Here is a 12733-nt window from a genome sequence, read left to right as displayed (position 1 = left end):
TTTTATGGGTTTGTGCGGTGAAATAATGTAGATCATCCTCAAAATCAATGTTTTTAAAATTTAAGGCATTCCTCACTATTTCACCAGTTAATTCTAATATTTTAAATATTTTTAAAGAATCTTTTAAAAACATGTATCCTACATTCTTATCGTACTGTTTGGTTAAAATATAATATGTATTAGCAAGTATTAATGGTGAAACATAACCAATTACTTTTTTTGTTTCAATTAATGTCACCAGTCTTGAGGCGTATATAGAAAAAGGATTTCTATCCATAAGCCAATCAAGAATTATATTGCAGTCTAAGTAAACCTTCTTCATTCTTCACTTATGTTTTTTTGTAAGGTATTTGGTAATTTCTTCACGGTCATTAATGTCGTTATTCTTAATGATCCCTTTATATTTTCTAACGATTGGTGATAACTCCATCTTTTCTGGCGATTCTGTTTCAATAATTTCTTTGTATAAATTCTCAGTAAGGCTACTCACGCTTTGTTGGTTAGTCATTGCAAATAATTTTATTTTATCAATTATATCTTTTTCAATACGTAAAGTTAATTTGGTGTACATAAACATCTCCTGCCGTATATAATTTATTTATACGGCAAACATAATAAAAGTCAACTGCGTTTGGATTTGCGTGTTTGGAAGGTAGGTTACGCTACATCATACCTTTGCTTCACGACTGGCAATGCAAGGTGCACCACTTAAAGCCGTACAAGAGCCCCACCATTCTGGTGCCAAATTCATATCAACTAAAAGTTTCACGATTGAGATATGGTACTATAGAAGCAAATTTTTAAAAGGTTTATGCGATTTCCATCGATAAGTATGAAAATCACGTTGATCTGTTGATAAAATTCTTCCAGAACCTAAGCATTCTGCTAAAATAACAAGCGAAGCATCAGCCAAATCCATAGGCAGGTCATGATACTCTTCCATAAGCATTGCTATTCGTGGCATATGCTCATTTTTTATTGCGAAAATATTTGCAGCGCCTGCCATAATAGAGCGAATAAATTTTATCTGCGCATCAGATGACAAACGAGTTAATAATAAATGACAGCATTCAGTAAAAACTGGCCATGTTGTAATTAAGTCTTCATTTATTTGCCTTAAGGTAGATACTGCTTGTAAATGATATTTATCTTTACGGTTTGCTAAAGCTAACCAAAAACCAGTATCGGCGATAATCATAATTTATGTTTTAAGGTTGAATTGAGTAATTTTTTATAATTTTTTGATAACTCTGTGCTACCTTCAGCACAGCCAATAAAATCAGCTAATAATTCTTTTATTGGTGTAGCACCTTTTTTACAAACATGTTGATAATAATAATCAATAGCCGCTTTTATCGCTGTTGAATCATTCATGGCATTTCTTTTTTTTATTAATTCAAATTTCTTAGTAAATTCTTCATCAAGGCGAGCATTTAAACGACGCATAACTGCTCCAGAAAAATAGTCATACATAGCGTATGACAATAGTTGCTATTTGTCAATTGTATGGAGCAACATGGTGAGTGCGACCTCATAAATTTCCATGTCTGCTTAGAGTAACTAAAAAAAAGAAATTTCTATTGGATCGACAGTAATAAAACCACTAACCGTTTTGTTTTTTGAACTCACTCATAAAATCAACTAGAGCTTTAACTGAATCAAGCGATACCGCATTGTAAATTGAAGCGCGCATGCCACCAACTGAACGATGGCCTTTAATTCCCTCGATATCTGCTTGTTTGGACGCTGCGATAAATTTCTCTTCTAATTCAGTAGCACCCAGCCGGAAAGTAACGTTCATCAACGAGCGACTATTTTTTTGCGCATGCGGTTTATAAAAACCGCCTGACTCATCAATAGCGTTATAAAGTAGGTTGGCTTTCTCTTTATTGCGTTGCTCTATGCCTGCAAGACCACCTAACCCAAGCAAATACTTGGCCACTAACCCAATAATATAAATAGCAAAGACCGGTGGGGTATTTAGCAACGAGTTTTGCTTTTCAATTTTGGCGTAGCTAAACATATCAGGCAAATTATCTGATGAGCGAGCCAGTAAGTCTTTTCTAATAATCACAACGACAGCTCCAGCGGGACCAATATTTTTTTGCGCACCCGCATAAATGAGCCCAAAACGATTAGCTGCAAATGGGCGACTTAAAAAATCTGACGACATATCGCAAACTAGAGGTACTGATCCGGTATCAGGCACATAATGCCATTGCGTTCCTTCAACCGTATTATTGCTGGTGTAATGAAAGAAGGCAGCATTGGGATCAACTTTTATAGTACCTTCTTCAGGGACATGATCGTGTTTGCTAGCCGCTGACGAAAAGATCTCACGTGCATCACCCAGCTTCTTACCCTCTTTAAAGGCACCCTCTGCCCAATTACCGGTAATCGCATATTGAGCGAATCCGTCCTTGCCGCGTAAATTCATCGGGGCCAAAGCAAATTGGCTGCGTGCCCCACCACCCATAAATATAATCGAATACTCATCACCAATACCTAATAACTTCTTTATATTAGCGATGGTTTCATTATGCACTGCATCGTAAACTTTTGAACGATGACTCATTTCCATAATTGACATACCACTGCCCTGAAAATCGAGTAGCTCTTTTTGTACTTGTTCAAGTACCGGTAGAGGAAGAGCTGCTGGACCAGCATTGAAATTATGAATACGCTTCACCATGATTGAACTCCTAGTTCGCGAAGACTTGTTGGAATGCTCGCCTAAACTAAAGTTGTCAATTAAGCAAGCATTAACCGTTGCCGTAAATAGCAAGTGTCTCTACAATAGTAACCAAACCTAAGGGGACACGGATGCACAGATACCTAAAACTAGTTTTTTGCTTGGTTATAGTCAGTTGCACCAAAACCCAAACCCCCGAAGAAGCCGCAAAGGCCTATGCTGTTCAAATCACTAATGGTTTCACTGGTCGTGGTGGAGTATTAATAACCGACGAGCATGTAATTGGTGATGTCAGTTTAGTGCCTTCCACTGGTGAAACACAATTTATTCATGCAGGTAAGGCAGTTAACGCCGGGTTACAAAAGCGTGATGGTAATTTTGGCGTTTTAATTGCGCGTAATGCCAAACTCGACGGGGCTGCTATTGGCAATAGTAGCACTTTAAAACCGGGTGATATTTTAACCCTACAAAGTGGTGAAGATGGCACTACAGTTGCGTTAAAAACCGCTAAATTTACCGCCTGGCGTATCCATAAAGGACGCGCCTATATGGAGATCGATTTTATACCGCCAAAAAATGATGAAGGCACTGGTGTTTTTGGTCCTGATGGCCGTTTGGTTGGTTTGCTTGCTTTCACTCTAGGTGACAATCTTACGTATGTACTACCAATTGAATATCTCACTACTGGTCCGCAGGCGTTAACTACCAAAATTTTAGGGGCAAAAGAACCATCAGCCCAATTCATTAAGATGCGTGATGAAGCAGCAACTAAAAAAAACCAAGAATTGCTGCCACCACCAAACTACAAACGTCCAAGGGTTGAGCAATTTTATTCACGTAAAGCCTTAATCGGACGCATAATCATGCTAGATAAACCTGCAGCTGAAGGCTCGCATACTAAGCCGATAAAATATCAAATTGAGGCCATTGATCAGCTTCGTGCACGCCGTACAATTGCCAAAGGCAGTCTTGCCGCCAAGAGCCAACAATGGGTTCTTATACCCGAAGATAAAAAACAAGAACTATTAAAAAATGTCGAATCACAATTTGGGGCTGATTATATCAATACCCAAATATCTCCTTATGAATGGGGTGAACTGCGTTATCGTATTCCTTTTTCACTCTTTTGTTCAAAAGTTACTGAAGATGAGGTACATGCGCTCACGTTAACTCTTGCTGATGAACGAAATAGCGGTGAAATTCCATTTGCCGATTTGGTAAATATTTGTGGTGCTATTGAAGAAAGTGAAGGCGATAAATTAGAACAAGAATGGAATATGGCGAGTAAATCTACCGCTGCTGCTAATAAAAAAGAGAAAAAGAAAAAGAAAGGTAAAAAGAAACGAAGACGGTAAAACAAAGCAGGCAAATTGGGTAAAAACAGGCTATTATTACTAAAAAGCATAAATGCTTTATATGTAGCTGTATTCTGCGTCTTTAATTATTACGAGAAATTTAGTACGGTATTTGCGAACAAGGAGAAAACCTATATGGTGCGAAACATTGGCTTTTGTTTAGCTTGCATTAGCGTCGTTGGGTTATCTCTTGCAGCGCAACCAGCTAATGCCTTTGAAATGGGCTGGGCTGGATTTGGAATACGCTTCGGTTATAAAAAAATAAATTTAAAAGCAGCAAAAGTGCCTTATGCTGGTGATAAACTTAAAGAAGCTTTTGATAATGTTAATGAAAAGGTTGATGAATACAACCAAACCAATGGTACTTCACAACCACATTATTTAATGAAGGATCTAAATCTTAATACTGGCATGTTACAAATCATTCCAAGTTTTCATTTGGGAGGTGATGGTTATTTTACCAAACTTGAATTGCCTATTGGCTTATCAAGTGAATTTAAAACCATAGGTTTTGGATGTTACCCAATTAACTATGGGTGGACAATCGATGAATTTAACCTCTTTCCTTATCTATCGGTTGGCTTTGCTCTTTCATATGCTTACTCAAAAAAATTTGAGCCCACTTCTGGAAGCACCGTTAACGTAAATGCCAAAGGCGGTTTAATAGAAACTCGCGCCGCAGTTGGCATAAAATATTTTGGGGTTGATAATTGGCCGATAAGTATTGAGATTGGTTATTCTCCTTATGCTTTAGGTTTGGTATTTGATAATAACCAAAAACTTCGCATTGATAGTACTAATGTACTTGATGCTTTACCTGATAATCCCGGCTCGATTGCACGCGGCGGCGCTGGCTGGTTACTAAGTGCTCTGGTTGGGGTTGATTGGCTGTAAGAAAAATTTAATTCATGTCCGAACGCACACTTATTCTTACTCGACCGATTGTATCTATTGATCTTGAAACTACAGGCTTAGATGCCGTTAATGACCGTATAGTTGAAATAAGTTGTGTAAAGTTAATGCCGCATGGCAAACGTGATATTCGCACTCACTTAATCAACCCTGGAATACCAATTAAGCCTGAAGCAACAGCAGTACACGGCATTAGTGATAACGATGTTGCTGCAGCACCGAGTTTTACCTCAATGGCACCATCATTATTAATATTTTTACGTAATTGCGATTTAACCGGCTTTAACATCGAAAAATTTGATCTTCCCATATTACAACACGAGTTTGCACGCGCTAATATTACTTATCCTGAAAATCCGACAATGGTCATTGATTCGCGACGCATTTATACAATGAAAGAAGCGCGAGATCTTAGTGCCGCCTATCGTTTTTATTGTGGTGCAGAACTAAATCACGCTCATAGCGCTCAAGCTGATGCTGAAGCTGCCGCTGATATTTTAGTCGCCCAAGTGGCACGCTATACGGATTTACCAACATCTGTTGATCTTTTATATGAGTTGTGCCACCCCACTAACTCTGATTGGCTTGATCCTAATGGTAGAATAATTTGGAAAGACAATGTTGCCGTTTTGGGTTTTGGCAAACATCGCCACCGATCTTTACAAGCAATGGTAGACGAAAACCCAGACTATTTACGCTGGATGGCAACTCAAGATTTCTCACCGGAAGTCTTAACTATTATTAAAGCTGCATTAGAAGGTAATTTTCCGACTCGCGCAAATCACCATTAGTATTTACCAATAAATTATTTATTGCTTTTTTTCAACGAGCACGCCTCATAGTACGTTGCAAATCACGCTTACATTCGCGTTCTTTAATATCTTGACGGCGGTCAATATTTTTCTTGCCTGTGCCAATACCAATTTCAAGTTTGGCACGTCCATTTTTAAAGTACGCTTTTAAGGGTATCGCTACCTGCCCACGTTGCCTTAAATCTACTTCTAGTTTTGCAATTTCTCGCTCATGTAAAAGCAATTTACGCGAACGATCAGGTACATGATTAAAACGATTGCCTTGGCGATATTCGGCTATATGACTATTGATTAAAAATACTTCACCTTGAATTACTTGCACATATGCTTCATGGATCAAAACACCGCCTTCACGGCATGATTTTACTTCAGTACCACGCAGCACTAAACCTGCTTCAAGACAACGCGTTATCGTATAATCGTGACGAGCACGTTTATTCTGACAAATAATTTTATTTACTTCATCTGCGGTGTTCTTTTTGCCAGAATTTGATCCGCCTTTTTTGGGTTTTATTGCTTGATTGTTATTTGCCATAACTCTACTCGTTTATACTTATCCAAGAGCGTTCTTGCAACCAATCAGATAAGCGTAATGCTTCACGCTCGATTAATTCTCTGCGTAACTCCAATGCCTCAAGCGCTTTTGCAAGAGCACGTTTGGCTTCATCAACAGGATGCTTCTTAAAAAACTCTGCAATATCCGTGGCTAATTCTACTGGCAGGGCACCCGTGGCCTCGACTAATCTTGACACGCCCATAAGGCCAACACGGGTACCAATGTCTTGCCAGTGTTGTTTGACAAACTCCCATACGGTGCGTTGCGTCGCATTGCGCGTTAACAATGGTATCAACACCAGACGTAGTTGTTCTTGCGGTATAGACCCATTTAAACATGAAGATAAAACCATATCTATAGCTTCAGTATCTTCAAAATAATATAACGCCCCTAAATACCGCGCTTGCAACTCAGGTGCGGTCCGTTGTTTTTTTCGATCTTGATAAACATGCATATATTTATCAAAACGCTCGCGTCCACCACGCAAAGCCCCAAGTGCAACGATAACGCCTGCTAAATTTGGATCAATATTTGCTGGTTGTTGCATTTCAACTTGAGCTCGGCGCTCGGCTTCTTCTAAAACTGAAACATCCCTACCAACATCACCAAGCGTCCGAATCACTGCAGCACGACGCACCGCTCGTGCTTCATCTTCATCGGGTTCAGTATCCCAAGTCAAATCTTCAAGCTGTTCAGTAAATAACCAGCGTACAAACTCACGTAACAATTCGCGGTCTTCATCACGTACCAAGCGTTGTTCAAAATACGCTAAACGCGCAGCAATAGTGCGCACCACGAGATAATCACGTTCATTGCGAAATTCTTTAATTATATTCATAAAACATTCGATGTCAGATAGTCCTGCCCTTACCAATGCCCATTGATCTTCAATCAGGCTCATGCGTGAAGCAGGGTCGAGACTATCGATGCCATGTTTAAGCAAATCATCAAGCAAATCATCAGCTAACTTGACCCGATAAAAACCTGTCGCACCATCATTTGCAAAAATCCACGCAGCTTTTGTGTCACTTGGTAATGTCACTGTTTGTTCATGTTTATGTAAAACCAAACGATGAACTGCTGAACCATTACCGCTGCCATAGCGAATAATTAAGGGGATAGGCCAAAGTTGCTCATGTTCATTTTGCATTTCACTGGCGTTAGCAAAAAACCGCCGCTGTGAAATATGCAATACTATACAATTATTAACTTCACTAGCATTTACTGTTACTAACGGAAATCCTTTTTGATTAATCCAACCTTGCATTAACTCATCAACAGGTTGCGATGATGCATGCGCCAATTTTTGCCATAAATCTTTTCCGGTAGCATTAGCGTTTTTAAAAGCTGCTTGATATTGGCGAATACCTTCGCGAAAATTTTCTTCGCCAATGTAACTTTCAATCATGCGCAGCACCCCACCGCCTTTTTCGTAAGTGATAACATCAAATAGTTCAGTGGCTTCAGCGGGACTTTGTACCGGTGTGTATACTGGATGGGTGTTAACTAAAGAATCGGCATCAAGAGCGGTTTCTTTAGATTGCAAATATTCATCCCAGATGCGCCAATGGGGTTTAAATTGATCAATAGTCTTAAAGGCAATCCAAGTGGCAAAAGCTTCATTAAGCCATAAATCATCCCACCAGCACATGGTAACAAGATTGCCAAACCATTGATGCGCGATTTCATGAGCGACAACTTCGGCGATTCGCTTTTGTGCCTGCCAACTAGTAGCCCCAGCATCCATAAGTAAAAGGCTTTGGCGGTAAAATATGGCGCCAACATTTTCCATCGCGCCCGCATCAAAGCCTGGCACTGCAACTTGATCGAGCTTTTGATAGTTATACTTTTGCCCAAAATAATCTTGATACCAGGGCAACACCCAAGCCGTAACCTCTTGGGCGAATGAAGTTTGTTCAAGTTTACCTTCACCACAAAGCGCACGGCACAAAATGCCCGCAATACGTTTGACTGGTGTTGCAACATATTTGCCAATAGTTACCGCTGCTAAATAGGTTGATATCACGCGGGTCGGCTTAAAAAAATAGGTGGCCCGAATGGGTTTTTTTCGACCTTTACTAACCTTTTTTTGCACGCCGTTAGTAATCACGGTTAAATCTGGATCAGTGATAATGGTCCATTTAATAGTTGCTTTTAAGTCGGGCTCATCAAAACACGGAAAAATACGCCGTGCATCAGTTGCCTCACACTGTGAAACAATTGCACGCTCTGGGCCATCTTTAGCCAAATAAAGACCATGCATGCTATTGTTTAATTTGCCGGTAAAAGCGAGCGAGAGTTCAAGTTTGCCCTTTGCTAAAGGCTGTGGAAATATCAACTCAACACTCTCATGTTCTTTATGTTGTTTTACACGACCGCATAATTTTTTTTTGCCAACATACGCAACAACATCTGAAATTTTTAAATCGATAGCATTTAACTCAAAACTGTTAGCCGCAACTATTACACGCGCTTTAAGCACAAGCACACCACTAAAAGTATTACGACGCGGTGTGGCATCAAGATTTATTTCATATGCAGTTGGAATCACCTGACGAGGAAGACGATATGTAGTAGAGGCCATAAGAAGTAGGTATAACGATGCTGTGGCAGATAGCAAGCATGGTAATGAATCTATTAGCTGTTATTTAAAACCTGGATAGGCAAATGAACTTTTTAATAAATCTTAAAGATAAATCTGATAATTAATGATAATCATTTGCAACTTTTTCATTGGAGTATAAAGCTGTGAACTCTTTGCTTTATTCAGTAGTGTGGTTACTTTTGCTTTTACGCTATCGCATAAAAATAAATGGGCTTAATGCTATTGTTGAACGTGGATGTAAAGGTATTTTATTTTTGCCCAATCATCCGGCGCTAATTGACCCAGTAATAGTTTTTTTCAGTCTTTTACGTAAATTTCGACCTCGTTCTCTTGCTGATAAAGACCGCATTTCTTTGCCATTTATCAAACAGGTGGCCCTCCATTTTGGCGCCATTCCGCTTCCAGATCCTGCAGTTTATAAAACCACCAGTAAACAAGATGTCGCCCGTGCTCTTGATGAATGTAGCGAAACCTTAAAACGAGGCGAAAATTTATTGCTTTATCCGGCTGGACGTTTAAGCCGCTCAAATAACGAAGATCTCGGCGGTAAAAAAGCCGTCAAATTAATCCTCGCCAAAGTTCCATATTGTCGTATTGTACTGATACGTACCAGCGGCTTATGGGGTTCTCGTTTTAGTTGGGGTTCTGGCAAACCACCAAATCTTATTGGCACTTTGCTTAATGGTATTGGTCTACTATTAGTCAATTTTTTATTTTTCATGCCCAAACGTCAAGTAACTATCGAGTTAGTTGAGCCTGATAATTTTCCTCGTGATAGTGATAAAAAACATATCAATAACTATCTTGAATCATTCTATAACGATAACCAGCAACCCAATCTTTATGTACCCTACAAATTTTGGCAACGCGGTGATTCATACCAATTACCTGAACCACAACTGTCAAAGACAAACATTACCAAAGAAGCTGCTGTTCCTAATACTATCCGTGAGCAAATATTTACCAAAATTAATGAAATATCTGGGCAAACACCTAAAACTAACGAAGCGTCGCTCTCACGCGATTTATCCTTTGATAGTTTAGCACGCGCCGAGATTATTGCTTGGGTTGAGCAAGAATTTGGCTATAGTTGTACTGATCCAATTAACCTCGATAGCGTTAATGATTTATTGTTATTAGCCATTGGTCAGTCAGCATCTGTGAGTGCTGAATTAAAAAAAATCTCATCTGCTTGGTATACTAAACGCACAATTAAAATAGCACTGCCTCAAGCTGAAAACATTGCCTCTGCCTTTTTAAAGCAAGCTGCCCTTGATCCAAATCGCCTTATTATTGCAGATCAAACTAGCGGTACTCGCAGCTATCGTGACTTGATCACCGCTATTCTTGTGCTGCGTCCGCACCTTGCCAAACTTGCAGGTGATTATGTTGCCATTATGCTACCGGCTTCAGTTGGCGCTGCGGTTCTTTATTTGGCTACTCTTTTTGCCGGTAAAATACCGGTGATGGTTAATTGGACCACTGGCGCCCGCAATATTAAGCATGGTTTAGATATGTTGGGCGTACAACACGTTGTTACTGTTTCTCCCTTACTAACTAAACTTAATGAGCAAGGTATTGATTTAGATGTTGTAAAAGATAAATTTTTATTACTTGATAGTATGAGCAAGCAGATAAGTATCGCTGCAAAACTTAAAGCTGCTTTAACTGCGAGACTATCTTGGCGTTCTTTGCAACAGACAACAATAGCTGATACTGCTGTCGTTTTATTCACTTCTGGTTCAGAAAGTCTGCCAAAAGCAGTACCGCTATCGCATAAAAATTTGTTAACTAATCTTAGTGACATCGTTGATTCTATTCAATTTAATAGTGACGACAAAATAATAGGCTTTTTGCCACCATTTCATTCTTTTGGACTCACTGGTACTGTTTTACTACCGCTTTGCACTAGTATTGCTTGTGTTTACTTCCCCAATCCTACCGATGGCGCAGCTTTAGCACGAATAATTGCCGCATATCGCGCCACGATAATGGTAGGCACACCAACATTTTTAGCGGGTGTCGCTCGTTATGCTAATGATGAACAACTCAATAGTTTGCGTATGGCGGTTACCGGTGCCGAAAAATGCCCTGATAGTTTATACGAAACCCTCGCCAAGCGCTGGCCACACTTATTAGTGCTTGAGGGTTATGGTATTACTGAATGTTCACCGGTAGTAAGTGTCAATCGCGAATGCGATCCCAAACGTGGCTCAATTGGTTTGCCGCTGCCATCTATTGAACATGCTATTATTGATATTGAGCAACATCAGCCTGTAACAACTGGTATCGATGGTATGCTACTGGTTCGCGGGCCTAGTATTTTTACTGGATACCTTAATTATAACGGATCTTCGCCCTTTATCGAATATAACGGCAAACAATGGTATCGCACTGGTGATCTAGTACGAGCTGATCAAAGTGGTAGCCTTTTCTTTGTGGGTCGACTTAAGCGCTTTGTTAAGCTTGGTGGTGAAATGGTTTCACTACCAGCGATCGAAGATGTGCTAATATCATTAGTTGCTAATGATTCAAGTGGAGAACCTCTGTTAGCCGTAGTAGCCACGGCTGACGAAACTAACCCTGAATTATGTTTGTTTACTGTGGCACAATTAACTCGCGACCAAGTTAATCAAAGTATTCGTGCTGCGGGTTTATCAGCCTTACATAACATTCGTAAAGTTATTCCTATTGAAGCAATACCAGTGCTGGGCACGGGTAAAGTTGACTATCGAGCACTGCAGGCAATGTTAAATAAAGTTAGTTAGCGACGAGGCTTACGATCTTGAGTGGGTAAGAGAGAGGTGAATACCTCTTTCTCCCCGTTGTCGCAATGGGGTTACTTCCCCATATTTACCGGCGTGCGCATCAACTAATGGTGCATCATCTAACAATGCAGATAGCTATTATGACAAAACCAAAGTTAATATTTATTACCTAGTCGAGCGGTCAATTAGCCGAATAGTTCACTATGTGAGCCGAGTCGCGCCAGGTAAAGAGTATTGTCGTTTGACTTACGATAAATTAGCAAGAGATCTGGATAGATATGACATTCTCGATACTCATTCCAATTGCCACTCAAATTGTGGTCATGATAAAATTGAGCAAGCGGCTGGTCAGTTAATAGTTTTTTTAAAACTGTTTGTAAGTCGTCATCAAGCGTAGGGCGTTGCTTACCTTTTGCTTCTCTTTTGTAATCTCGTTTGAAGGCTGACGATCTCTCAATCGTTCTCATGAAGATCCTTCATTAATTCGTCTACATTAGAAAACTTTTTACCTTTACCACTATCAAGCTCGGCTATGGCAGTACGTGTCGTAGTATTTGGTACTCGCAACTCAAAGGGTAATGCTTTTTCAGATGCAACACGTGTAAGCATTACCCGCACAGCATCAGAAACAGAAAGGCCCATTGCGGCGAGTGCCTTGGTTGCACGGGCTTTGGTTTTTTCATTAATACGAACATGGATCATAGTTGTTGCTTGCATGAGATACATCGTATCGCATATTGCTGATTCCTACAAGATTCCTAAAAAATAATGTTCCTAAAAAATAATTCCTAAAAAAGAAAAATTGTTTATCGCCAACATCAAACATCTAGCCAACTGCGATGGTAATCGTGTAATATACAATTACCTACAAGGCCATACAAACGGGGATAGTGGTAATTTTGGCTATGGTAGCTTTTTATGTACCGCGCCCTTATATCCTCACTAAAAGCTGACTCTTGATCTCATCTCTGTAATTGATCGATTTTATTAGGCTTTACTGGATGCCCTCTTTCGAGGGCATGACGTAGAGAGT

General features: G+C 39.8%; 13 protein-coding genes. 4 read left to right on the top strand and 9 right to left on the bottom strand.

From position 1 onward, the window contains the following. From JW841_10820 to serC, 5 genes are all read right to left on the bottom strand, one after another. Positions 1-322, bottom strand: a 322-nt coding sequence (locus JW841_10820; GenBank protein ID MBN1961429.1) for a PIN domain-containing protein, incomplete at its 3' end; no start/stop codon positions are given. A 3-nt stretch (positions 323-325) separates the two neighbouring features. After that, positions 326-571 (bottom strand): hypothetical protein, encoded by a 246-nt coding sequence (locus tag JW841_10815; protein MBN1961428.1) that lies wholly within the window; start codon positions 569-571, stop codon positions 326-328. 213 nt (positions 572-784) lie between these two features. Further along, entirely contained in the window at positions 785-1198 is a 414-nt protein-coding gene (locus JW841_10810) for a VapC toxin family PIN domain ribonuclease (protein MBN1961427.1), read from the bottom strand. Beyond that, on the bottom strand, positions 1195-1473 hold the full coding sequence (locus JW841_10805; GenBank protein ID MBN1961426.1) for a CopG family transcriptional regulator: 279 nt from the start codon (positions 1471-1473) through the stop codon (positions 1195-1197). Before JW841_10805 ends, JW841_10810 begins: the two co-directional genes overlap by 4 nt. Before the next feature lie 130 nt (positions 1474-1603). After that, positions 1604-2692 carry a 3-phosphoserine/phosphohydroxythreonine transaminase gene (gene serC, locus JW841_10800; GenBank protein MBN1961425.1) on the bottom strand — a complete coding sequence of 363 codons (1089 nt, stop codon included), beginning with the start codon at positions 2690-2692 and terminating at the stop codon, positions 1604-1606. Positions 2693-2823: 131 nt separating this feature from the next. Here serC and JW841_10795 point away from each other — a divergent pair, with 131 nt between their 5' ends. The 3 genes from JW841_10795 (at position 2824) to JW841_10785 (ending at position 5750) form a co-directional block, all read left to right on the top strand. Further along, a complete protein-coding gene (locus JW841_10795) occupies positions 2824-4047 on the top strand; it encodes a trypsin-like peptidase domain-containing protein (GenBank protein ID MBN1961424.1) in 1224 nt (407 codons plus the stop codon). Between the two features lie 135 nt (positions 4048-4182). Next, the gene (locus JW841_10790; GenBank protein ID MBN1961423.1) at positions 4183-4941 is read left to right on the top strand and encodes a hypothetical protein; all 759 of its coding nucleotides are present in this window, start codon (positions 4183-4185) and stop codon (positions 4939-4941) included. Between the two features lie 14 nt (positions 4942-4955). Then, complete coding sequence (locus JW841_10785) at positions 4956-5750, top strand: 3'-5' exonuclease (protein ID MBN1961422.1); 795 nt, start codon at positions 4956-4958, stop codon at positions 5748-5750. Positions 5751-5781: 31 nt separating this feature from the next. Here the strand turns inward: JW841_10785 and smpB are convergent, their stop codons facing one another. Next, a complete protein-coding gene (gene smpB, locus JW841_10780) occupies positions 5782-6306 on the bottom strand; it encodes an SsrA-binding protein SmpB (GenBank protein MBN1961421.1) in 525 nt (174 codons plus the stop codon). A 4-nt stretch (positions 6307-6310) separates the two neighbouring features. Then, positions 6311-8911: a M1 family metallopeptidase gene (locus tag JW841_10775; GenBank protein MBN1961420.1), complete on the bottom strand. Its 2601-nt coding sequence runs from the start codon at positions 8909-8911 to the stop codon at positions 6311-6313. 164 nt (positions 8912-9075) lie between these two features. On the opposite strand from JW841_10775, the gene JW841_10770 reads away from it, so the two are divergent. Further along, positions 9076-11700: an AMP-binding protein gene (locus JW841_10770; GenBank protein MBN1961419.1), complete on the top strand. Its 2625-nt coding sequence runs from the start codon at positions 9076-9078 to the stop codon at positions 11698-11700. A gap of 185 nt (positions 11701-11885) precedes the next feature. Here JW841_10770 and JW841_10765 read toward each other — a convergent pair whose 3' ends face one another. Both JW841_10765 and JW841_10760 read right to left on the bottom strand, forming a co-directional pair. After that, positions 11886-12167, bottom strand: a complete 282-nt coding sequence (locus JW841_10765; protein ID MBN1961418.1) for a type II toxin-antitoxin system YafQ family toxin — start codon at positions 12165-12167, stop codon at positions 11886-11888. Continuing rightward, positions 12154-12426, bottom strand: a complete 273-nt coding sequence (locus JW841_10760) for a type II toxin-antitoxin system RelB/DinJ family antitoxin (GenBank protein ID MBN1961417.1) — start codon at positions 12424-12426, stop codon at positions 12154-12156. The genes JW841_10765 and JW841_10760 overlap by 14 nt, the downstream gene beginning before the upstream one ends. Positions 12427-12733 lie beyond the last annotated feature (307 nt).

The sequence above is a fragment of the Deltaproteobacteria bacterium genome (assembly GCA_016931625.1).
Classification (GTDB): domain Bacteria; phylum Myxococcota; class XYA12-FULL-58-9; order XYA12-FULL-58-9; family JAFGEK01; genus JAFGEK01.
The sequence above is the reverse complement of the archived record's forward strand: the minus strand, read 5'-3'. Positions and strand labels throughout refer to the sequence as shown.

Bases quoted from the DNA above. Each gene is read 5' to 3' on its own strand.
- JW841_10810 (MBN1961427.1), bottom strand. From the start codon at position 1,198: ATGATTATCGCCGATACTGGTTTTTGGTTAGCTTTAGCAAACCGTAAA.
- JW841_10805 (MBN1961426.1), bottom strand. From the start codon at position 1,473: ATGTATGACTATTTTTCTGGAGCAGTTATGCGTCGTTTAAATGCTCGC.
- JW841_10790 (MBN1961423.1), top strand. From the start codon at position 4,183: ATGGTGCGAAACATTGGCTTTTGTTTAGCTTGCATTAGCGTCGTTGGG.
- JW841_10765 (MBN1961418.1), bottom strand. From the start codon at position 12,167: ATGAGAACGATTGAGAGATCGTCAGCCTTCAAACGAGATTACAAAAGA.
- JW841_10775 (MBN1961420.1), bottom strand. From the start codon at position 8,911: ATGGCCTCTACTACATATCGTCTTCCTCGTCAGGTGATTCCAACTGCA.
- JW841_10815 (MBN1961428.1), bottom strand. From the start codon at position 571: ATGTACACCAAATTAACTTTACGTATTGAAAAAGATATAATTGATAAA.
- JW841_10760 (MBN1961417.1), bottom strand. From the start codon at position 12,426: ATGTATCTCATGCAAGCAACAACTATGATCCATGTTCGTATTAATGAA.
- JW841_10785 (MBN1961422.1), top strand. From the start codon at position 4,956: ATGTCCGAACGCACACTTATTCTTACTCGACCGATTGTATCTATTGAT.
- smpB (MBN1961421.1), bottom strand. From the start codon at position 6,306: ATGGCAAATAACAATCAAGCAATAAAACCCAAAAAAGGCGGATCAAAT.
- JW841_10795 (MBN1961424.1), top strand. From the start codon at position 2,824: ATGCACAGATACCTAAAACTAGTTTTTTGCTTGGTTATAGTCAGTTGC.
- serC (MBN1961425.1), bottom strand. From the start codon at position 2,692: ATGGTGAAGCGTATTCATAATTTCAATGCTGGTCCAGCAGCTCTTCCT.